Source organism: Homoserinimonas flava (assembly GCF_054969005.1).
In genome coordinates this window covers 597,902-619,812 of sequence record NZ_JBUEQS010000001.1, presented here as the reverse complement: position 1 = coordinate 619,812, position 21,911 = coordinate 597,902, and the positions used below count along the sequence as shown (strand labels likewise).

Here is a 21,911-nt window from a genome sequence, read left to right as displayed (position 1 = left end):
CCTGTGCATCAAGGATACCGCGTGCACGCTGCGCCGCCGAATGGGTCAGCAGGCCACCCGGCTGTGGACAACGGATGCCGCGGCTCGGGCGTCACCGATAGCGTCGGCGGATGCGAACACTTCGACGCACTGTGCCGCTCGCCGTGGCGTGTGTGCTCCTCCTCGCAGCCTGCGGGCAGCAGACCCCAACGCCCACACCGACACCCTCGGCGAGCGCGGCACTCTTCGACTCCGACGAAGAAGCGTTGGCCGCGGCGGAGGAGGCGCTTGCGGCGTTTTGGGCCGTGACCAACCAAATCCTGCAAGAAGGTGGCACCGATCCGGAACGAATCGCCGACGTCGTCTCCGAAGAAGCGCTGGAGGGTGAGCTCGATTCGTTCACTCGGTTTGCCGCTGCCCAGAGATCACAGACTGGCTCCATCGAGTTCAGCGACACCCAACTGCAGCAGTGGTTCGGTTCATCCGAGAAAACCACCGTGATGGTGACCACCTGCCTCGACTACTCGAGCCGCACCGTATTCGAAGCGAATGCTGAGCTCGACCTTTCCCATGTCCCCAACCGTCAGCGCTTCGAAGCCGCACTTACCTCAACGAACGGCGACAGCCTTCGTCTCGAAAGCATGGAGCTATGGTCCGACTCAAGCTGCTGATCGCCGTCCTCCTGATCAACATGTCAGTTCTCGCATCCACGATGGTCGCTCACGCACAAGATCAGTGCTCCGAAGAAGACCGCAAGTATGGGGTTTGCGTGAGCGCCGCGAACGACGACGACAGCGATTCGGTGACGCTCGAAGCCGAGACCACTCCCGGAGCTCCCGCGCAGGGTGACCGGGCAGCCTCAGACGGTGACGGCACCGAGTCGAATGCTCGCGTCGAGACAGACATCTTCACCGGCACGACCGACGGCATCAACTTCACCTGCACCGACGCCACCTCGGACCTGTGCGTCAGCGTGCGACGCGGCCCGCGCATCAGCGACATGGTGTCGTTCGGCGCCGCCGCACCAACGTTGGCGATGGAGCCCGCGACCTGGATCGCGGTTGGGCTTCCCACAAACTTCATCGCGGGCGCCGGCACGCATGTTCGCACCGGGCTGCTGCTCGGTGACCCCGCATCCGTCGAGTTCACCCCGGTCGGCTATCGCTTCGACTTCGGCGACGGCACCGTCGTGTCGACCGGGACTGGTGGCGCGACGTGGGACGACTTGGGGCTCGTCGAGTTCGCCAGCACCCCGACGAGTCACGTGTACCGGGAATCCGGTTCGTATACGATCACCGCGTCGGTCATCTACAGCACGCGCTACGCGTTCCACTCCGACAATCAGTGGCACTCGATTTCCGGAACCCTGTCGGTCGAGTCGACGCTCACGGCGTCGGCGTTCCGGGTGAAGACGGTGCTTGTGAGCAAGGACTGCATTCAGAACCCGACCGGGCCCGGCTGCTGACCCGGCACCGAAGACAGTTCGAACTGCGGCCGCGAGCAAGGCAAGCCGTCGCGGGTGAGGCGCTCCCACAGGCTGCGCGGCCGGCGCAACTCGCGCGGTTCCCAGCGGGAGAACATCCGCACCTGCCGTCGAATCTCGTTCTCGCGCTCCTTCTCCTCGAGAAACACCTGCGCAGGGGTCCTTCCTCGCAACAACGCGGGGTCGTCGTACTTCGACCGGCCGTCGCACTCGCCCACGTGACCGAACTCCTCCCAGAAGAAATCGACCTCGGCGGTTCGTCCATCGAGCCGGAAGCTTTTCTGCAACACCGGTCGGGGAAACCCAAGCTGGTGGATGACGACCCGGCTCCACGACTCGGCAGGCGAATCCGACAGTGTTGTGGCGAACTCGGCTGCGGCTGCCGCGCGACGCCACCCACGCCGACCCCGCAGCGACCCCACCGTCTCGAGGAGCTGCTCGCGCGTGGTGAGCGGCGCCAGCCGACGCTTGCGATGGAGTGCGGAGTCCATCGCGACAACCCCATCAGCGAACGGCAGTTCGCGCGCTAGGTCGATCACGGTGCGTTCCGGCGTCGTCACGAGGCATCCGTGGATGGATGTCACGTGCTCCGCGTCGATCGCCGTACAGCGCCGCCGAAACCCACCGTCGGAGCGTCCGCCACTTGCCTTCCCAATGGTGATGTCCACCTGTGTGGGCCATTCACCGAGAATCCGGATGCCCCAGAGTGCTGCAGCGGCAAAGTGTGAAAAGACTCTCGGTTCCCGCATCCGCTCGGCCGCACCGGTGACGCGTGCACGGTGCCTCGCGAGGCCGTCGAGTGCGGCCCATTCCGCGGCGGGGGCATAGATTCCGGTCGAGACCCGCACGATGGTGCCATTCGACAGGCCTCGACGCAGGGCTGAGTCAGGGGTTCCGACCGTGACTGCATCCCGCCGTCTGATGAGGAAGTCCGCTGCGCGCGACAGTGCTCGATCATGGCGATCTCGGGCTTCGCGCAACGCCCGACTGCAGCGGCACGGGTGGTGCTGGCGCCGGCCGACGGTGTGGAGGAGCCCTGGCCGGGCGTGGTGGTGCCTCTGGCTGGCCGTGGTGGTGCCCCTGGCGGCGCCCCGACCGGTGTTGAGCGGGTGTTTCTTGCGGGGGCGGGTGAAGTTTCGCCCACCCCCGCAAGAAACACCCGCCGAAGCGGTGCGGCACACGCGGGCGACGCGGGCGGAGCGGCACACGCGGGCGACGCGGCGACCAGCAGAATCCGCAGGCACCGGTGGGATGCTGGATGCATGGCAGTCACCGCACAGTCTCTCGATGACCTCCGCAAGCGCACGAGCGTGAAGTGGCGCACGCATCCGGATGACGTGCTCCCGCTCTTCGTCGCGGAACTCGACTTTGCGCTCGCCGAGCCGATCGCGGAGGCGCTGCACGAGCGCATCCGCCTCAACGACACGGGGTATACCTCGGGCGGGCCGGAGCTGCCTGAGTCGTTCAGCCGGTTCGCGCTCGCACGCTGGGGCTGGGTGGTTGATCCGGCACACGTGCGCACGACCGCCGACGTGAGCATGGGCATCGTGGAGTGCCTGCGGCGGGTCACCGAGCCGGGCGATGGCGTGATCATCACTCCTCCCGTCTATCCCCCGTTTTTCGATCTCGTGCGCGAGGCGGGAGCAGACATTGTCGAGGTGCCGCTCCTCGACACGGGCACCACGTGGGAGCTCGACCTCGACCGCATCGACGACGCGTTCGCTTCTGGTGCGAAGACGATGGTGCTCTGCAATCCGCACAACCCGCTGGGGCTCCCGCACTCGCGGGCGCAACTTGAGGCCCTCGCCGCGATCGCCGAACGGCACGGCGCCATGATCATCAGCGACGAGATTCATGCGCCCCTCACGCACAGCGACGGTCACTACATCCCCTTCTTGACGGTGAGCGAGGCGGCGCGCGAACACGGTGTCGCGATCACCTCGGCGAGCAAAGCCTTCAACCTGGCGGGGCTCAAGTGCGCGCTTATCGTTTCTGCGTCGCCACGCGTGCGCGCGATCGTCGATGGCATGTACCAGGAGGTGTTTTGGCGCACCGGCCATTTCGGGGTGCACGCGAGCATCGCGGCGTTCGATCACGGGGCCCCATGGCTCGACGAGGCGATCGCGACACTTGAGGCAAACCGGATGCTGCTCACCCGCCTTCTCGCCGAGCACCTGCCTGCAGCGCACTACCGCGAGCCGGTCGCGAGTTTTCTCGCCTGGGTGGATTTCTCGGAGTCGGGTTTGGGCGATGACCCGGGGCGTCGCATCCTTTCGGCAGCGCGCGTGGCGTTGGCACCGGGTCCTGGGTTTGGTACACAGGGCACAGGTTTTGCGCGTCTCAACTTCGGATGTTCCCAAGAAGTGCTAACGCTCGCCGTCGAACGCATCGCGGACGCTACGCTCACAACACGATGACTGAAAACACCACCGGCAACGACGCCAACACAAGCCCTCCGAACGATGCAATCGTCCTCTCGGTGACCGATGGGCTCGCCCGCGTCACGATGAACCGGCCGCATCGGCTCAACGCGATTGATGAGGCTGCGGCGCGACGCTGGCGCGACATCGCCGCTGAGGTGACGAGCCGCGACGATGTGCACGCGGTGCTGCTCGATGCTGCTGGCACGGCGTTCTGCGCTGGGGGTGACGTGCTGGCGATGGCCGGCGACGCCTACGACGATGCGACGATCGACGGGCTCGCCGACATCATCCACGAGGGTCACGCCCTCTACCGGCACGGCGGCAAGCCGATCGTCGCCGCGGTGCAGGGCGCGGTGGCGGGTGGCGGCGTGGGGTTCATGCTCACGGCCGACTACATCATTGCCGCCGATTCGGCGTTCTTCGCTTCACGCTACGCGGCGGTCGGCCTCACCCCGGATTGCGGGGTGAGCACGCTCCTTCCTGAGGCGGTCGGCATGCGTCGCGCGCTCCAGTTTGTGCTGAGCAACCGGCGTCTTTCGGCGGCAGAGGCGCTCGAGTGGGGTCTTGTGACAGAGGTCGTCGCGCTCGATGACATCGGCACTCGGGCGCGGGAGATCGCCGATCACTGGCTCACTGGAGCCCCTGGCGCCTACGGTCAGGCCCGACGCCTCCTGCGCGCGGCGCCGCTCCGCGACGTGCAGTCGTCGCTCGATGATGAGGCGAGGACGATCGCCGCGGCATTCCGCTCCGACGATGCCACCCGCCTCATCGCCGCCTTCTCTGCACAGCGAGCCAAATAGTCGACGGGCGGGGCTGGGCGACGCTCAGCCGACGACGGTGCCCCGAGTGTTCGGCACGCAGTGGGTCATCTGCAGCCCCGTGACATCCCGTGTTCCGTTGTTTCCGAGGTTCTCGATGCGCTGCATCTCGTCGGCGCTCAGCGTCTGGGTCGCGAGCGGGCCGAGGTCGGCGATCTGTTCGAGCCGGATGCCGAGACCTTCGCCCACTCGCGCGCCGAGTTCGTCGTCGCACAGGTAGAAGTGCCAGAGCATGCGCTCCTGGACGGGCTGAGCGGCCTCACTGATGAGGGTGACGAAGTTGTTGACGAGGTCGTCTTTTTCCCACGGTTCGAGCAGCTGGTAGCGCTGGCCCGCCTGCGTGTAGTCGTTGGTGCGCGGCAACCGTGCACGAACGAGACGGCCGTGGAGTTCTGGCCCGATCTCCGACTGGTGTTCGCGCGGGGCCTCGCTGAGCCCGCCCGTGATGGACGGCTCGTAGTTGACGTGGGGATTCTCGCCGGCACCATCGACGTGGTACGTCATCTGGCCGTCACGCTGGTTGGTCGCGACCTTCGCGTTCTTCGCCTGGTTCACGGGGAGCTGGAGGTAGTTCGGGCCGACGCGATAGCGCTGCGTGTCGCTGTAGGAGAAGGTGCGACCGACGAGCATTTTGTCGTCCGAGAATTCGAGCCCGTCGACGAGCACACCGGTGCCGAAGGAGATCTGCTCGTTCTCGGCGAAGAAGTTCTCCACATTGCGATTGAGCGTCATTGTGCCGATGTGATGGGTCGGAAATTCGTTCTCTGGCCAGACCTTTGTGTCGTCGAGCGGGTCGAAGTCGAGCTCCGGATGCTCGTCGTCGCTCATGAGCTGCACGTGCAGCTCCCATTCGGGATAGTCGCCCGCTTCGATCGCGTCGTGGAGGTCTTTGGAGGCGTGACCGAGGTCCGCGCCCTGCACGACGGCGGCATCCGCCTCCGTGAGGCTCGCGACGGGCTGCCGCGGCAGCCAGTGGTACTTGACGAGGTGGCTCTCCCCTTCAGCGTTGACCCAGCGGTAGGTGTTGACGCCGAACCCTTGCATGCTGCGGTAGTTCGCGGGGATGCCGCGCGGGCTGAACAGGTTCACGAGCATGTGCATCGCTTCGGGCGTCTGCGACATGAAGTCGAAGATACGGGCCGGCTCCTGCCGGAACGTCACGGGGTCAGGCTTGAGCGAGTGGATCACGTCGGGAAACTTCAGTGCATCGCGGATGAAGAACACCGCGAGGTTGTTGCCGACGAGATCCCAGTTGCCGTCTTCCGTGTAGAACTTCACGGCGAAGCCGCGAGGGTCACGGGCGGCCTCGGAGGAGTCCCGACCGCCGATGACGGTCGAGAAGCGGATCGCGACATCCGTCTGCTTGCCCGGCTCCCGAAAGAGCTTCGCCCGGGTAAAGCGGGAGATTGGCTCCCCGCCCACCGTGCCGGTTGCGGTGAAGGTGCCGTAGGCAACGAACCCCCGCGCGTGGACGACACGCTCAGGGATGCGTTCGCGGTCGAAGTGGCTGATCTTCTCGAGAAACTGGTAGTTCTCGAGGGTTGCCGGCCCGCGGGCACTGATCGTGCGGGTGTTCTGGTTATCGACAACCGGATGCCCCTGTCTCGTCGTGAGGGTTCCGCTTGAGAGTCTGGTCTCGCCGGCCATTTCGCGCTCCTTCGATCGGTGGGGCGCGAGCAATGCTCGAAGCGTTCCGGGGGTGATTGCCCGCGCTGACTGCAGCCTTACACAGGCACTCGTGCCGGGGCCCAAACGCTCGGAGAATGTGGAGGAACGCCGCGCTGCGCCCGAAACCCCCTACTATGGGCGAGGAATCCTGCGCCCGACCCGGGCGGCCACCTGCACCACCTGCCCCGGAAGGATCGCAGCGTGTCGACTTTGACCCTCAGCTACGGCCGCCCCACTCTCGCCGACCGTCTCTTCACCCGAAGCATCGCAACGGACCTCGTGCTGATCTCTGCTGGCGCCGTGCTCACCGCGCTCGCCTCGCAGCTGTACATTCCGATGCAGCCGGTGCCGATCACGATGCAGACTCTTGCCGTGCTGCTTGTCGGCAGCACGCTCGGCGCGACGCGCGGCGCCCTCTCGATGGCGCTCTACCTCACCCTCGGCCTCGTTGGCTTGCCCGTCTACAGCGAGGGTGCATCTGGCCCCGAGGTGCTCTTCGGCGCGACCGGCGGCTACATCATCGGCTTCGTTGTCGCCGCAGCCCTCACCGGGTGGCTCGCACAGCGCAACTGGGACAAGAAGTTCCTCGGGGCCGCCGTGTCGTTCAGCGCGGGCACGATTGTGATCTTCGCTTTCGGCCTCGTCGGCCTCAGCATCGCACTGGGCGGCACGCTTGAGGAGACCCTCGCGTGGGGTCTCTACCCGTTCATCATCGGTGGCATCGTGAAAGCGGCTATCGCGACCGCCGTCATCCCCGCGACGTGGAAGCTCTCTGATCGCCTTGCGGAGCGACGCGACTGATCGTTGCCCACTTGACGATGGCCCGGCCGGGGGTCTGGTCGGGTCATCGTCGTCTCGGCAGTATGCTGGATCGTTGGGATTGTTGTACCGAGTTGATCTAAGGAGCGCGGGCCACTTTCCTGACATCAGTCGTTTCGAACCGTGAGGATCGCATGCTCCGCGCCGCCCGCATCATGACCATCTGCGGGAGTTCCGCACTCGTTCTCGCCCTCGTTGCAGGCTGCGCCAGCACCCCCACCGAATCGGAGGAGCCCACGCGCGGCGGCACGCTCGTCTACGCGACCGGTGACGCCGAACCCACCTGCCTCGACCCGCACGTTGGCGGCAACTACCCGCAGGCGCTCCTTGCCACGCAGTACATCGAATCGCTCGTCTCAAAGAGCAGCGATGGCGAGATTCTGCCGTGGCTCGCCGAGTCGTGGGAGGAGAGCGCCGACGGCCTGAGCTGGGAGTTCGTGATTCGGGACGATGTGCAGTTCACCGACGGCACCCCGCTCGATGCTGCTGCGGTCGCAGCGAACATCGCCCACCTGCAAGACCCGGAGACAGGATCCTCGACCGGGTATCTCGCGGTGAGCAAGATCACGGCGGCCGAAGCCACCGAGGAGTTCACCCTTCGCCTGACGCTCTCCTCACCCGACAGCGCGCTGCTCGAGTCATTCTCGATGCCGTGGCTGGGCATCCAGTCACCGACGGCGCTCGAGCGTGACCAGGCAACGAACTGCGAGTCCCCCGTCGGCACTGGGCCGTTCATCGTCGAGAGCTGGACTCGTCAAGACAGCATCACGCTCGTGCGCAACGATGACTACACGTCGGCCCCGCAGGATGCCGAGAATGACTCCACCGCCTGGCTCGACGGCATCGAGTGGCGCTTCATTCCCGACGCCGCATCGCGCTACGCCGCGCTGCAGTCGGGCGAGGTCGATGTGATCGACAACCCGCAACCCGATTCGCTCGCCGCCGCGACCGCTGGCGGAGAGATCACGGCGATTGCGGCGCCCCGGCCCGGAGCGTCGAACCGCATCGAGCTGAACTCCTCGAAGGCGCCCTTTGATGACGAACGGGTGCGTGAGGCGTTCGTGCGCTCGGCATCGGTGAACGCCGGCATCGAGGCACTGTTCTTCGGCACGGCCGACCGCTCCTACAGCGTGCTTTCGAGCGTCGAAGCGGAGTCGCTCTCCCTGCCCGAGTACTTCGAAGAGGATCTCGCCGCCGCCGAGGCGCTGCTCGACGAGGCCGGCTGGAGCGAGCGTGACACGGATGGCGTCCGGATGCGCGACGGCGAACGCCTTAGCGTGCAGTTTCCGGTCAGCACAAACCAATCGGTGCCTGCAGAGCAGTCACTCTTCGAACAGATCCAGGCGAACGCCAAGGAGGTCGGATTCGAGGTCGTGCTTGAGCCGCTCGACCTCTCAAGCTGGTATGGCGCCCTGGCGGCAGACGAGTACAACCTCGTGAGCGCCCCGTACACCAAGGTCGGCCCTGATGTGCTCCGCATCCTGTACCACTCCGACTCGATCGTCCCGGCGCCGAGCGGCTACTTTGCCAACCTGGCACAGCTCAGCGACCCCGAGCTCGACCGACTGCTCACCGAGGCGAGCGAGACGACCGAGCCGGAGCTGCGCACCGAGCTGTATGCCGAGGCTCAGGAGATCGTGCTGAGCGGCTATTACGTGCTGCCCCTCTACGACCAGCAGAACCACTACCTTCACTCCTCAGCGGTGCAGGGCATGCGGGCACTCCCCACCGTCTCGACGCCGACGTTCCTCGACGCCTGGCTCACCCGCTGACGATGCTGCGCTGGATCGCCCTGCGGGTGGCGGGCGGCGCATTCGTGCTCTGGGCGATCGCGACGCTCATCTTCTTCGCGCTCCGGCTCGTGCCTGGCGATCCCGCCGAGGCACTGCTCGGCGGGCCAGGCTCGCAAGCGTCGGAGGAGGCGCTCGCGCTCGTGCGCGAAGAGCACGCGCTCGACCGACCCCTCGCAGAGCAGTACCTGCTCATGCTGGGGCGCCTCCTGGTGGGCGACCTGGGCACCTCGTACTCCCTACGCCGGGGCGTGCTCGAGCTCATCGGCCAGCAGTTTTGGGGAACCCTCCTGCTCACCGTGCTCTCGCTCGCCGTCGCGTGGGTCATCGCGCTCGCGCTCGCGACGTGGGCGACCCGCGGCAGCCGGATCGGGCGGGCGCTCGCGTCAGGGCTCGAGGTCGTGGCATCCGCGGTGCCGCACTTCTGGCTCGCGTCGATGCTCATCCTGCTCTTCAGTACGACCCTCGGCTGGCTGCCCCCCGTGAGCGTGTCTGGGCCCGCCGGGCTCGTGTTGCCCGTGCTCACGCTCGCGCTGCCGCTCGCCGGCTTTCTCGCCCAGGTGATGCGGGAGTCGCTCGATGACGCCCTCGAATCGCCGTTCGTCACCTCCGCACGGGCGCGCGGCGAAAGCGAGAACGGGGTGCGCTGGAGGCATGCGATCCGGCACGCTGCGCTGCCAGCCATCTCGCTCTCCGGGTGGGCGTTCGGCGCTCTGCTCAGTGGCGCCGTCATCGTCGAAACCGTCTTTGCGAGGCCGGGGCTCGGCCGCAGTCTCATGAACGCCGTGACCGCCCGCGATATCCCCATGGTCACCGGCATCGCCCTCGTCTCGGCTCTCGCCTTCGTGATCGTGACGATCGCGACCGACGCGATCGACCGGCTTGCCGACCCACGGCTGAAGGCATCGTGAGCACGCCAGCGCTCGACGCCCCCCGCCCGGACCTCACCGCGACACGGGTGCGCGCTCGCACGGGGGCACGGCCGACACTCGGCGAGCTCGTGAGCATCGGCATCATCGCGATCATCATCGTCGCGGCGCTCGCGCCGAATCTGCTTGCTCCGGGGAATCCGCTCGCCATCGCGCCGGCGGATGCCTTCAGCCCGCCGTCGTGGGCCCACCCCTTCGGCACCGACGAATCGGGGCGCGACGTCTACACCCGCGTCGTGCACGGCACCGCCCAGTCGCTGCTCATCGGCCTTGCCGCGACCGCGATCGGCATCGGCCTCGCGCTCGTGCTCGGCACCCTCGGCGCGGTCGGCGGCCGAGTGTTCGATTTTGCGACAACCCGCGTCACCGAAGTGCTTTTCGCCCTGCCGGGCCTGCTCCTTGCCCTCGTCTTCATCGCCATCGCCGGGCCGGGCGTCGTCACCACCACGATCGCCGTCGGGCTCTCGACCGCGCCGGGCTATGCGCGCATCATCCGCAGCCGCATCCTCGCCGTCCGTCGCTCCGGCTATGTCGAGGCGGCCGTTGTGCTCGGTGAGCGCCCATCGCGAATTCTGGGCCGCCACATCTTGCCGAACGCCGTCGCCCCCGTCTTCGTGCTCGCCACCCTCGGCGTTGGCCAGGCAATCGTCTGGGCGTCGTCGCTGAGCTATCTCGGGCTCGGGGTCGTGCCGCCCGCCGCCGAGTGGGGCGCCATGCTCGCCGCCGGCCGCCCCTACATCAGCGTGGCCTGGTGGATGACAGTGTTCCCAGGGCTCGCGATCGTCGCAACCGCCGCCTCCGCGACGGCGCTCGGCCGGAGCATTCAGGCACGAACGCGGCGGGGAGAATCATGACGCTGCCGCAGACGACGGGGCCGATATTGCGGGTCGAAGGGCTCGCCGTGTCATTCGCCGGGGTCGAGGCTGTGCGCGACGTGTCGTTCACGCTCGATGCGGGCGAATGCCTCGCGATCGTTGGGGAATCCGGTTCGGGCAAGAGCGTCACTGCGCGGGCGCTCCTCGGCCTGACGAGCGGGAACGTCACGGCGGCGCGGCTCGAACTCGGCCCGCGATCACTGCTCAGCGCTAACGCCCGTGACTGGCGGCGCATCCGTGGCAGCGAGATCGGCCTCGTGTTGCAAGACGCCCTCGTCTCGCTCGACCCGCTGCGCCCGATCGGCCGCGAGATCGCCGACAGCCTGCGACTCCACACAACCATGACGCCTGCCCACCGTCGTGAGCGCGTGCTCGAAGCGCTCACCGAGGTCGGCATGCCAGACCCAGAGATACGGATGCTGCAGCGCGCCGGCGAACTCTCCGGCGGGTTGCGACAGCGCGCCCTCATTGCGAGCGCCATCGCGGCGAAGCCGAGCGTGATCATCGCCGACGAGCCGACGACGGCCCTCGACGTCACCGTGCAGGCGCAGGTGTTGCGCTTGCTCGATGGGCTCCGCGCATCCGGCACCGCGCTGCTGCTCATCAGCCACGACCTCGCGGTCGTGCGGGAGATCGCCGACCGGGTCGCCGTCATGCGGGATGGGCGCATCGTCGAGTACGGCGAGACGGCGGCAGTGCTGGAGCACCCACAGCATGAGTACACGCGCCAGCTCATCCGTTCGGTGCCGACAGGCGTGCCGCGCGGAGAGCGCCTGAGCCTGCTCGAACGCGAACCCTTCAGCTCCATCATTCGGCCGGCGGCGGGCACCGCGCCCGTGCTCGAGACGCGGGCCGTGAGCAAGAGCTTCGCCCGGCCTCACGCCCCCGCGCTCCTTGCGGTCGACGCCGTGTTCCTCACGCTCGCGCCCGGCACGACCCTCGGGCTCGTCGGCGAGTCGGGTTCGGGCAAGACGACGGTCGCCCGCATGATGCTCGGTCTCATCGAGCCTGATGATGGCGAGGTGATGCTCCACGGCGAGCGGTTCAGCGGCATCCGGGAGGCCGCCCGTCGCCCCAGGCGACATCTGCTCGGTGCGGTGTATCAAGACCCGCTGAGCTCGTTCGACCCGCGGCACACCGTGCGTCGAATCCTCCGCGATGCGACGCGGGCCGCGGAGAGCGGTGCGGCCGGGAGCTCGGTGCAAGTGAGCGAACTCCTCGACGCGGTTGGGCTGCCCTCGACCGTGCTCGGGCGTCGTCCCCTCCACCTTTCGGGTGGGCAACGGCAACGCGTCGCGATCGCGCGAGCCCTCGCCGCGCGGCCGAGCGTTATCGTGTGCGACGAACCCGTCTCGGCGCTGGATGTGTCGGTGCAGGCCATCGTGCTCGACCTGCTCGATGACCTCCAGCGGGAGTTCGGCCTCGCCTATGTCTTCATCTCGCACGACCTCGGCGTCGTGCGCCACATGAGCGACCGTGTCGCCGTCATGCGCGATGGCCGTATCGTGGAGGAGGGCGAGCCCGCCCAACTCTTCGCGGCACCACAGCACGAGTACACCCAGCGTCTCGTCGATGCGATTCCGCGCTTGCATCCTTTCGCGGAGTGATCATGACCAGCAGCCCGCCCGGCCATACTCGCGGTCGACCACCCGCCGCATCGCGGGAACTGCTGCAGGATGCCGCGTTCGAGCTGTTCCTCGAGCAGGGCTATGCCCGCACCACCGTCGAGCACATCACGCGCCGCGCCGGCGTGAGCCGCAACACCTTCTTCAACTATTTCGACGCGAAGGGCGATGTCTTCTGGGTCGAACTCGACGCGACGCTCGACCACTTGGACTCGCTGCTCGAAGCGGATGCTGCGGCCGAGCCGCTCTCGGCCGTCGCCGGCGTCTTCCGCACGCTCGCCGCCGAGTTCGGGCCAGCGAGCGTGCCCTTCGTGCTCACGCAGCACGAGCTCATCGGGAGTGTCGCCGAACTGCAGGCATCCGCCGTCGCCCGCCTCATCCGGGGTGCCAGGAGCGTGCGCGAATACCTTCTCCGTGCCGGCGTGACGGCGCCCCGCGCGCAGGCCACCGCGTATGCGCTGCTCGGTGCTGCGACCGCTGGTGCGCAGGAGTGGGCTGAGGCTGGCTCGTCGCGGGGGGCGCTCTCCCCTTATCTCAATTCGGCGCTCTCGGTCGTGCTCTCGGCAGCGAGGCAGAACGGTGGCATCGCCGAGCCCTGAACGACCCTCCGGTACGATTGACGCAACCAACACTCAGGCATCTCACCATCGACACGGTGCCGCACACATCGAACCGGAGCATCCCATGGCCGACGCCATCCCCGACAAGCCCGCCCTCGAAGGACTCGAGCAGAAGTGGGCCCCCACCTGGGAGTCGCAGGGCACCTACCGCTTCGATCGTGAGCACGCGACGCGCGACACCATCTACTCGATCGACACCCCGCCGCCCACGGCCTCCGGTTCGCTTCACATCGGCCACGTCTTCAGCTACACCCACACGGATGTCGTCGCCCGCTACCAGCGCATGCGCGGGCGCAGCGTCTTCTACCCCATCGGCTGGGACGACAACGGCCTGCCGACCGAGCGCCGCGTGCAGAACTACTACGGCGTGCGCTGCGACCCGACCCTGCCCTACGACCCCGAGTTCGTGCCGCCCTTCGAGGGCGGCGACAACAAGAGCTCGAAGGCGGCCGACCAGAAGCCCATCAGCCGTCGCAACTTCGTCGAGCTGTGCGAGACGCTCACGGTTGAAGATGAGCAGCAGTTCGAAGCGTTGTGGCGCAAGCTCGGCCTCAGCGTTGACTGGACCCAGACCTACCGCACGATCGCGCCAGAGTCGCAGGCAACCGCCCAGCGCGCCTTCCTTCGCAACCTTGCGCGCGGCGAGGCGTACCAGGCCGATGCCCCAACCCTGTGGGATGTCACGTTCCGCACGGCCGTCGCGCAGGCCGAGCTCGAGGACAAGGAGCAGCCGGGTGCATACCACCGGCTTGCATTCCACGGCCCAGCTGGAGACATCCACATCGAGACGACCCGGCCAGAACTGCTGCCGGCGTGCGTCGCGTTGGTCGCGCATCCGGATGATGAGCGCTACCAGGCGCTCTTCGGGTCGACCGTCACCACCCCCGTCTTCGGCGTCGAGGTGCCCGTCGTCGCACACCACCTCGCGCAGAAAGACAAGGGTTCAGGCATCGCCATGATCTGCACGTTCGGTGACCTCACCGACGTGATCTGGTGGCGCGAACTCGACCTCCCGAACCGCACCATCATGGGCCGCGACGGCCGCATCGTGAGCGAAGCGCCCGACGCGATCGAGAGCGAGGCCGGCCGCGCCGCGTACGCGCAGCTCGCCGGCAAGACCGTCTTCAGCGCCAAGCAGGCCGTCGTCGATCTGCTCCGCGAGAGCGGCGAGCTCATCGGCGACCCCAAGCCCATCACGCACCCCGTGAAGTTCTTCGAAAAGGGCGACAAGCCGCTTGAGATTGTGTCGACCCGCCAGTGGTACATCACGAACGGCGGGCGTGACGAACAGCTGCGCGACAGCCTTGTCGCCCTCGGTGAGACGATTGCGTGGCATCCGGAGTTCATGAAGGTGCGCTACGAGAACTGGGTCAACGGCCTCAACGGCGATTGGCTCATCAGCCGTCAGCGGTTCTTCGGTGTGCCGATCCCCGTCTGGTACCGGCTCGATGCCGACGGCAACCCCGTGTTCGACTCCCCCATCGTGCCGAGCGAGCAGCAGCTCCCGGTCGACCCGTCATCGGATGCCGCACCCGGCTTCGAGGAGTCGCAGCGCAATGTGCCCGGCGGCTTCATCGGCGAGCTCGACGTCATGGACACCTGGGCGACCTCGTCGCTCACCCCGCAGCTCGCGGGAGGCTGGGAGTCCGACCCGGAGCTCTTCGATCTCGTGTTCCCGTACGATCTGCGCCCGCAGGGGCAAGACATCATCCGCACGTGGCTCTTCTCGACCGCGCTCCGCTCGCAGCTTGAGCACGGCGGCGTCGCCCCGTGGAAGCATGCCGCGATCTCCGGCTTCATCGTCGACCCCGACCGCAAGAAAATGTCGAAGTCGAAGGGCAACGTCGTCACCCCGGCGGGCATGCTCGACGACCACGGCTCCGACGCGGTGCGCTACTGGGCGGCATCGAGCCGGCTCGGCACGGATGCCGCGTTCGACCCGCAGAACCCGAAGCAGATCAAGATCGGCCGCAGGCTCGCCATCAAGGTGCTCAATGCGGCGAAGTTCGCGTACTCCTATGAGCTCCCAGGCGGCGACCACGCCATCACCGCCCCGCTCGACCTCGATGTGCTCGCCGAGCTGCACCGGGTTGTCGCGACGGCCACGACCGCGTTCGACGAGTACGACCACGCCCGAGCGCTCGAGACAACCGAACAGTTCTTCTGGACCTTCTGCGACGACTACCTCGAGCTCGTCAAAGAGCGCGCCTACGGTGCATCGCCCCCGGAGGGCCAGGCCAGCGCCGTGCTCACCCTCCGCAGCGCGATCGACGTGATGCTCCGCCTGCTCGCCCCCTTCCTCCCCTTCGCGACCGAGGAGGTGTGGTCGTGGACGCATGACGACTCCATCCACACGGCCGAATGGCCGGTCGCACCGGGCACGGATGCGCCCACCGGCCTGCTCGGAGCGGTGAGCGCTGCCCTCATCGGCATCCGCCGCGCCAAGACGGATGCGAAGGCCTCGCAGAAAACGCCCGTCACCTCGGCCGTCATCGCGGCACCGGCCGAGCAGCTCGCCCTGCTCCGCCTCGCCGAGGACGACCTCAAGGCAGTCGGGCGCATCGAGACGCTGCACTTCACAGAGGCGGAGGCCCTCGCGGTCACCGACATCGTGCTCGCGGAACAGCCCTCCTGATGCAGCTCGGCACACGATGGGCGGTAGGCGGTGCGGCACCCGAGCGCCTGCCAGCCATCGTGCGGGACGCGATTGCCGGGGTCGATGCCGAACTGCTCGCCCTCGCATCCGCCGATTTCGACCCGACGGTCTGGCGCTGGACGCTCACCTGGCTCGAGGGTCGACCGATCGCGGAACTCGATGATGGCACCGTCGTGCGCCTCACGGGCGAGGGCACCGCCGTGGTGACCCCGCCCGCCTGAGTGCGCGCAGGGACCGATACGATCTGCTCGTGACCGACCAGACCTCTCGCGCCCGCGGCACCGTGACAGCGTGGAATGACGATCGCGGGTTCGGCTTTATCACCTCGGACTACGGTGAGACTCGCATTTTTGCCCACATCTCCGCGTTTCCCGCCAGGCGCAGACCGCAGATTGGCGATGCGGTGGAGTATTCCCAGTCGATCGATGCACACGGGCGCCCTCGGGCTCATCGGCTCACCTATCGTGCGGGAGGCGTCCGAAATTCGTTTGGCAACGGCGATCGTGCGCGGGGTTCGTCCCGATTCGAGACGGGGCGTCGAGTGGGTGCCTTCATCGCACTCATCACCCTCGGCGCGGTCGCGATCTTCGTGGTCGGCGAGGGCATCGCCTGGGAGTGGATCATCGGACTCTACGGGGTGGCGAGCATCGCGTCCTACTCGGGCTACGCGATCGACAAGTCACTCGCTGGAACCGGGCGGCGACGCGTTCCCGAACTCAGGCTGCTCTTTTTCGACGCGCTCGGCGGGTGGCCTGGTGGGCTCCTCGCCCAGCAGAGATTCCGGCACAAGACCGTGAAAATTTCGTTCCAGAGGGCGTTCTGGAGCGTGGTGGTGCTCAATCTCGCGCTGCTCGGCGCAGCACCGTACCTGCTGCCCGCTTTGCCGGAGTTGCTGAACGCCGCCCTGCAACAGCTCCCGCAACCGTGACCTCGGCGCACAGATGGCCGCTCAGGCCACCTTGCGCCGGTACACCGTGATGGCGGCAAAATACGCGACGACGAGGATGCCAAGGCACCAGGCGAGGGCGACCCAGATCTCATCGCCGACCTGCCGCTGTGCGAACAGGTTCTGGATGGTGTCGACGATCGCGGTGACCGGCTGGTGCTCGGCAAAGAACCGCACCGGGCCAGGCATCGTTTCGGTCGGCACGAACGCCGAGCTGATGAACGGCAAGAAGATGAGCGGGTAGGAGAACCCGCTCGCCCCGTCGACCGTCTTCGCCGAGAGACCCGCGAGCACGGCGATCCACGTGAGGGCAAGGGTGAAGAGTGTCAGGATGCCCGCGACCGCAAGCCACGCGAGCGGGCCCGCCCCCGTGCGGAACCCCATCAGCAGCCCGACGAGCACGATGATTACGACCGCGATCGCGTTCGCCACCAGCGAGGTGAGCACGTGAGCCCAGAGCACCGACGACCGCGCTATGGGCATCGAGTGGAACCGCTCGAAGAGCCCGCTCTGCAGGTCGCCGAACAGGCGGAACGCCGTGTAGGCGACCCCGGATGCGATCGCAATGAGCATGATGCCCGGCAAGAGGTAGTTCACGTAGTTCTCGGTGCCGGTCTCGATCGCGCCGCCCAACACGAAGACGAAGAGCAGCATGATGGCGATCGGGGTGATCGCAGTCGTGATGATCGTGTCAGCACTGCGGAAGATGTGCCGCAGCGAGCGACCGAGCAACACCCCCGTGTCGGCGAAGAAGTGCGTGGTCATGGCGTGTCCTCCCGAGTCGCTCCGGTGTCTGTTGCGTCGCGCCCGACGAGGGCGAGGAAGATGTCCTCGAGCGACGGTTGCTTCTCTACGTATTCGACGGTCGCTGGGGGCAGCAACTGCTTCAGCTCGCCGAGCGTGCCGTTTGCGATGATCTGCCCCTCGTGGAGGATCGCAATGCGGTCGGCGAGATGCTCCGCCTCCTCGAGATGCTGCGTGGTGAGGAGCACCGTGGTGCCGGCGTGCGCCAGCGCTCTGATCACCTTCCACACGTCGAGGCGCGCCTCGGGGTCGAGGCCTGTGGTCGGCTCGTCGAGGAAGATCACCTTCGGCTCGCCGATGAGGCTCATCGCAATGTCGAGGCGCCGGCGCATGCCTCCCGAGTAGGTTGCGACACGTCTGGATGCCGCATCCGCGAGCCCGAACTGCGCGAGCAGGTCATCGGCGATCGTGCCGGGGTCGCTGAGGTGTCGCAGGCGAGCAACGAGGATGAGATTCTCGCGCCCCGTGAGGATCTCGTCGACCGCGGCGAACTGGCCGGTGAGGCTGATCGACTCTCGGACCCGAAGCGGATGCTGCGCGACATCGAAGCCGTTCACGGTCGCGGTGCCAGCATCCGCCTTCAGGAGAGTGGAGAGGATGCGCACGATCGTCGTCTTGCCCGCTCCATTCGAACCGAGGAGGGCGAAGATGCTGCCTGGCGCCACCTCGAAGTCGACGCCACGAAGCACCCTGAGCTGCTTGTAGGCCTTCTCCAACCCGGCGACCCGGATCGCAGCATCCGGGCGGGCCACCTCGGCATTCATGGTGTCGACTCCTCGTCCACCGCGGAGTCGATCGCCTTGATCAGCTTGGCTCGCTGACGATCGACCCACCCGCCGCTCGAGTAGTTCTTCAAGAATGTTTCGATGAACTCGATCGGGTCGTCACCGACGATCTCCCTGATGGGTGTGGCGTCGATGGCGGCCTGTTCAAAGAGGTCGGCGAGGTCTTCGAACATGGTCGCGGCGAGGTTGCCATCCGCTGGCCCGAAGTTCAGGAGGTAGTGCTCAAGGCCCTCGGCCGCAGTTCGGTACCCGCCCGGGAGTCGTTTGACCCGTGCCCGGTATTCGCGCCACCGGCGCTTCTCACCGATCACTTTCGCTGTGAAATCTGAAACGCCCATTTTTCATGCCTCTCGTTCTCGAAGTTGCTCTAGCCGCTCGGAAAGAAACCCCCAGGTCTTCCAGAACTCCTCAAGCTCTGCCCTGCCCTGGTCGTTGAGCGAATACACCTTGCGCGGTGGCCCCTTCTCCGACGGTCGTTTCTCGACGTCGACGAGACCTTTCTGCTCGATCCTGACGAGCAGTGCATACACGGTGCCCTCGGCGATATCGGTGAAGCCCTGCGCACGCAGCAGCGTCGTGATTTCGTACCCGTAGGCAGGACTCCCCACGAGCAGCGCGAGCACAATGCCCTCGAGCGTGCCCTTGAGCATCTCCGTGATCTGTCGCCCCATTTGGCACCTCTTCCGCACTACTCAGTGTTACTAGCTACCAGTACATAGTAGCGCTAAGTAGTGGCAGCGCAAGCCCGAGTTTTCGCGCGAAATCTCAGCCGCGGCAGAGCACCTCGCCGTGCGGCATCCCCATCCAGCCATCCGGCGACGCCGCCCATTCATCCCAGGCGGTCGAGATCGCGGTCAGATGGTCGAGTGTTGCAAGCCCCTTGTCGAGAGCATCGCTCGCAAAGGCAGACTGCAGGGCGCGATCCCGCCAGAGCCCACCCCACCAGGCGCGCTCATCATCCGAGGCGAAGCACCAGATGGATGCACTGCTCTCGACAGTCGCAAAGCCAGCCGCGCGCGCCCACACCTTGAGCGAGCGTCCGGCGTTGGGGTCACCACCGTTGGACCGATGCACGCGCTGATAGAGCGACGCCCAGGCGTCGAGGCCCGTCGTCGCTGGCGTCACCATGGTGCCCGCGTAGTCGACATCGCGGGCGGCAACGACCCCGCCCGGCGAGACCACCCGGCGCATCTCGCGCAGCGCCGCGACAGGGTCGGCGAGGTGCTGCAGCGTCTGGTGCGCGTGCACAATGTCGAACGAATCACCGTCGAATCTGATGTCATACGCGTTGCCGACCACGAACTCGACGTTCTCGACACCCTCATCCGCGGCGTGAGCCCGCGCCTTCTCGATAACCTCCTCGGCAGCATCCAGCCCGATGACTCGCGCGGGCGCGACCCGCCGCGCCATGTCGACCGTGATGGTGCCGGGCCCACAGCCAATATCAAGCACCGTGCGACCGCTGACGAGGTCGGGCGCGAGGTAGGCTGCGGAATTCTCAACCGTGCGCCACGCGTGTGAGCGAAGCACACTCTCGTGATGGCCGTGCGTGTAACGCTCTTCGGATGGCTGCGGTGCGGGGCTCATATCGACTCCTTCTAGAGTGGAGCGTATGCCGAATCCACTGCTTGAGCCGAGCACACTGCCATACCAACTGCCGCCATTCGCCGACATCCGCAACGAACACTTCCTCCCCGCCTTCGAAGCGGGCATGCTCGAGCAGCGCGCCGAAATCGATGCCATCATCGCGAATGACGAGGCCCCGACCGTCGAGAACACCCTCGTCGCCCTTGAACGCAGTGGGGCAACCCTCGACCGCGTGCGTGCCATCTTCTTCACCCGGTCGTGGGCCGATTCGACCCCGTTCATCGCCGAGCTCGAAGAGGCCCTCGCCCCGCGACTCGCCGACCACGATGACGCCATCCAGCTTGACGCCCGCCTGTTCGCGCGCATCGCGGCCGTCCACGACCGCCGCGACGACATCGTCGACGCGGAAACCCGCTACCTCGTCGAACGCCACCACACCGAGTTCACCCTCGCCGGCGCTGGCCTCGACGACGCCGACAAGACACGGCTGCGCGAGCTCAACGGCGCCCTCTCGACCCTCGCCACCCGATTCGAGAAGCGCCTGCTCGCCGATACCAACGAGCTCGCCGTCATCTTCGAACGTGCCGACGAACTCGACGGCCTCAGCGAGAGCGAAATCGCCGCAGCATCCGCCGCTGCCGCCGAGCGTGGGGTCGATGGCTATCTGGTGAACCTTGTGCTGCCCACCGGCCACCCCGTGCTCGCGCGGCTCACGCGTCGCGACTCTCGCCAGCGGATCGTGGAGGCGTCGCTCTCGCGCGGCTCCCGCGGCGGCGCCAACGACACCCGTGCGCTCGTGCTCGAGATCACCCGACTGCGGGCCGAGCGCGCACAGCTCCTCGGGTTCGACAGCCACGCGGCGTTCATCACGGCAGACCAAACGGCGCGCACCCCCGAGGCCGTCGCCGAAATGCTCGGCCGGCTCGCGCCGGCCGCCGCGCGCAATGCGCGAGTCGAACAGGCCACACTCGAGGCGCTTGCCGGCCACCCCATCGAGGCCTGGGACTGGGCCTACTACACGGAGCAGGTGCGCCAGCGAGACTACGACGTCGATTCGAGCGCGCTGCGCCCGTGGTTCGAGGCGGAGCGCGTGCTGCGAGACGGGGTGTTCTTCGCCGCCGAACGCCTCTACGGTCTCACCTTTGCCGAGCGGACTGATCTCGTGGCCTACCACCCGGAGGCACGCGTCTTCGAGGTCTTCGACGACGGCGCCCCCCTCGGCCTCTTCGTGCTCGACCTCTACACGCGCGACTCGAAGCGCGGCGGTGCGTGGATGAACCCCATCGTGTCGCAGAGCGGCCTGCTGGGACATCCGCCCGTCGTCGTCAATAACCTCAACGTGCCCAAGCCGTCGCCAGGCTCGCCCACCCTCCTCACACTCGATGAGGTGACCACCCTCTTCCACGAGTTCGGTCACGCGCTGCACGGCCTCCTCGCGACGGCGCACTACCCCAAGTTTTCGGGCACGAATGTGTTCCGCGACTTCGTGGAGTTTCCCAGCCAGGTCAACGAGATGTGGATGCTTTGGCCCGACGTGCTCGAGCGCTACGCCGTGCACTACGAGACCGGGGAGCCTCTCCCCCACTCCGTCGTCGAACGATTGCGGGCGAGCGAGCAGTTCAATGAGGGTTTCGCCACGAGCGAGTATCTCGCCGCAGCCCTCCTCGACCAAGCCTGGCACCGCATCACGACGGCAGACACGATCGAGGATGTCGCGGCCTTCGAAGCGCAGGCCCTCGAGCAGGTCGGCCTCCGCAGCAGTGCGATCCCCCCGCGCTACTCCAGCGCGTACTTCGCTCACACGTTCTCGGGAGGCTACTCCGCAGGCTACTACTCGTACATCTGGAGTGAAGTGCTCGATGCCGACACGGTCGAGTGGTTCGCCGAGCACGGCGGTCTCACCCGTGAGAACGGCGATCGCTTCCGCCGTCGCCTCCTCGGCGTTGGCGGTTCGAAAGACCCACTTGAGGCATACCGCGATTTTCGTGGACGCACGGCGGAGATCGAACCGCTCCTCCGTCGCCGCGGCCTCGACGGGGCCTGAGCGCGCAGCGCCGAGCGTGCGGCGCCGCAGCTTCAGCCGCAGTGCCTCAGCTTCAGTTCC

At 66.9% G+C, this 21,911-nt stretch carries 21 protein-coding genes; 14 read left to right on the top strand and 7 right to left on the bottom strand.

Annotation, left to right across the window (positions count from 1 at the left end; all coding sequences use genetic code 11):
* Positions 1 to 110: 110 nt before the first annotated feature.
* Entirely contained in the window at positions 111 to 650 is a 540-nt protein-coding gene (locus ACY48M_RS02965) for a hypothetical protein (protein WP_462818749.1), read from the top strand.
* Entirely contained in the window at positions 629 to 1,444 is an 816-nt protein-coding gene (locus tag ACY48M_RS02960; RefSeq protein ID WP_462818748.1) for a PKD domain-containing protein, read from the top strand. The genes ACY48M_RS02965 and ACY48M_RS02960 overlap by 22 nt, the downstream gene beginning before the upstream one ends.
* Here ACY48M_RS02960 and ACY48M_RS02955 read toward each other — a convergent pair.
* Positions 1,417 to 2,310, bottom strand: a complete 894-nt coding sequence (locus ACY48M_RS02955) for a hypothetical protein (RefSeq protein ID WP_462818747.1) — start codon at positions 2,308 to 2,310, stop codon at positions 1,417 to 1,419. The two genes, ACY48M_RS02960 and ACY48M_RS02955, sit on opposite strands and share 28 nt — an antisense overlap.
* Positions 2,311 to 2,724: 414 nt before the next feature.
* Here ACY48M_RS02955 and ACY48M_RS02950 point away from each other — a divergent pair, with 414 nt between their 5' ends.
* A complete protein-coding gene (locus ACY48M_RS02950; protein WP_462818746.1) occupies positions 2,725 to 3,879 on the top strand; it encodes a MalY/PatB family protein in 1,155 nt (384 codons plus the stop codon).
* The gene (locus ACY48M_RS02945; RefSeq protein WP_462818745.1) at positions 3,876 to 4,685 is read left to right on the top strand and encodes an enoyl-CoA hydratase/isomerase family protein; all 810 of its coding nucleotides are present in this window, start codon (positions 3,876 to 3,878) and stop codon (positions 4,683 to 4,685) included. The genes ACY48M_RS02950 and ACY48M_RS02945 overlap by 4 nt, the downstream gene beginning before the upstream one ends.
* A gap of 24 nt (positions 4,686 to 4,709) precedes the next feature.
* Here ACY48M_RS02945 and ACY48M_RS02940 read toward each other — a convergent pair whose 3' ends face one another.
* A complete protein-coding gene (locus ACY48M_RS02940; RefSeq protein WP_462818744.1) occupies positions 4,710 to 6,350 on the bottom strand; it encodes a catalase in 1,641 nt (546 codons plus the stop codon).
* 222 nt (positions 6,351 to 6,572) lie between these two features.
* Here ACY48M_RS02940 and ACY48M_RS02935 point away from each other — a divergent pair, with 222 nt between their 5' ends.
* The 9 genes from ACY48M_RS02935 (at position 6,573) to ACY48M_RS02895 (ending at position 16,613) form a co-directional block, all read left to right on the top strand.
* Positions 6,573 to 7,172, top strand: a complete 600-nt coding sequence (locus ACY48M_RS02935) for a biotin transporter BioY (RefSeq protein WP_462818743.1) — start codon at positions 6,573 to 6,575, stop codon at positions 7,170 to 7,172.
* Between the two features lie 152 nt (positions 7,173 to 7,324).
* Positions 7,325 to 8,962 (top strand): ABC transporter substrate-binding protein, encoded by a 1,638-nt coding sequence (locus ACY48M_RS02930; protein ID WP_462818742.1) that lies wholly within the window; start codon positions 7,325 to 7,327, stop codon positions 8,960 to 8,962.
* Between the two features lie 2 nt (positions 8,963 to 8,964).
* The gene (locus ACY48M_RS02925; RefSeq protein ID WP_462818741.1) at positions 8,965 to 9,891 is read left to right on the top strand and encodes an ABC transporter permease; all 927 of its coding nucleotides are present in this window, start codon (positions 8,965 to 8,967) and stop codon (positions 9,889 to 9,891) included.
* Positions 9,888 to 10,763: an ABC transporter permease gene (locus ACY48M_RS02920; RefSeq protein WP_462818740.1), complete on the top strand. Its 876-nt coding sequence runs from the start codon at positions 9,888 to 9,890 to the stop codon at positions 10,761 to 10,763. The genes ACY48M_RS02925 and ACY48M_RS02920 overlap by 4 nt, the downstream gene beginning before the upstream one ends.
* On the top strand, positions 10,760 to 12,391 hold the full coding sequence (locus tag ACY48M_RS02915) for a dipeptide ABC transporter ATP-binding protein (protein ID WP_462818739.1): 1,632 nt from the start codon (positions 10,760 to 10,762) through the stop codon (positions 12,389 to 12,391). Before ACY48M_RS02920 ends, ACY48M_RS02915 begins: the two co-directional genes overlap by 4 nt.
* A gap of 2 nt (positions 12,392 to 12,393) precedes the next feature.
* Complete coding sequence (locus ACY48M_RS02910; RefSeq protein ID WP_462818738.1) at positions 12,394 to 13,008, top strand: TetR/AcrR family transcriptional regulator; 615 nt, start codon at positions 12,394 to 12,396, stop codon at positions 13,006 to 13,008.
* A gap of 85 nt (positions 13,009 to 13,093) precedes the next feature.
* Positions 13,094 to 15,664 carry a valine--tRNA ligase gene (valS, locus tag ACY48M_RS02905; protein WP_462818737.1) on the top strand — a complete coding sequence of 857 codons (2,571 nt, stop codon included), beginning with the start codon at positions 13,094 to 13,096 and terminating at the stop codon, positions 15,662 to 15,664.
* A complete protein-coding gene (locus ACY48M_RS02900; RefSeq protein WP_462818736.1) occupies positions 15,664 to 15,906 on the top strand; it encodes a hypothetical protein in 243 nt (80 codons plus the stop codon). The genes valS and ACY48M_RS02900 overlap by 1 nt, the downstream gene beginning before the upstream one ends.
* Positions 15,907 to 15,935: 29 nt before the next feature.
* On the top strand, positions 15,936 to 16,613 hold the full coding sequence (locus tag ACY48M_RS02895; protein ID WP_462818735.1) for a DUF1294 domain-containing protein: 678 nt from the start codon (positions 15,936 to 15,938) through the stop codon (positions 16,611 to 16,613).
* Between the two features lie 21 nt (positions 16,614 to 16,634).
* On the opposite strand, the gene ACY48M_RS02890 is transcribed toward ACY48M_RS02895, so the two are convergent.
* The 5 genes from ACY48M_RS02890 to ACY48M_RS02870 form a co-directional block, all read right to left on the bottom strand.
* The gene (locus ACY48M_RS02890; RefSeq protein WP_462818734.1) at positions 16,635 to 17,396 is read right to left on the bottom strand and encodes an ABC transporter permease; all 762 of its coding nucleotides are present in this window, start codon (positions 17,394 to 17,396) and stop codon (positions 16,635 to 16,637) included.
* Entirely contained in the window at positions 17,393 to 18,199 is an 807-nt protein-coding gene (locus ACY48M_RS02885) for an ABC transporter ATP-binding protein (protein WP_462818733.1), read from the bottom strand. Before ACY48M_RS02885 ends, ACY48M_RS02890 begins: the two co-directional genes overlap by 4 nt.
* Entirely contained in the window at positions 18,196 to 18,558 is a 363-nt protein-coding gene (locus ACY48M_RS02880; protein ID WP_462818732.1) for a DUF1048 domain-containing protein, read from the bottom strand. The genes ACY48M_RS02885 and ACY48M_RS02880 overlap by 4 nt, the downstream gene beginning before the upstream one ends.
* A 3-nt stretch (positions 18,559 to 18,561) precedes the next feature.
* On the bottom strand, positions 18,562 to 18,891 hold the full coding sequence (locus ACY48M_RS02875; RefSeq protein ID WP_462818731.1) for a PadR family transcriptional regulator: 330 nt from the start codon (positions 18,889 to 18,891) through the stop codon (positions 18,562 to 18,564).
* Positions 18,892 to 18,985: 94 nt separating this feature from the next.
* A complete protein-coding gene (locus tag ACY48M_RS02870; protein ID WP_462818730.1) occupies positions 18,986 to 19,807 on the bottom strand; it encodes a class I SAM-dependent methyltransferase in 822 nt (273 codons plus the stop codon).
* A gap of 25 nt (positions 19,808 to 19,832) precedes the next feature.
* Here ACY48M_RS02870 and ACY48M_RS02865 point away from each other — a divergent pair, with 25 nt between their 5' ends.
* Complete coding sequence (locus tag ACY48M_RS02865) at positions 19,833 to 21,851, top strand: M3 family metallopeptidase (RefSeq protein ID WP_462818729.1); 2,019 nt, start codon at positions 19,833 to 19,835, stop codon at positions 21,849 to 21,851.
* Positions 21,852 to 21,911 lie beyond the last annotated feature (60 nt).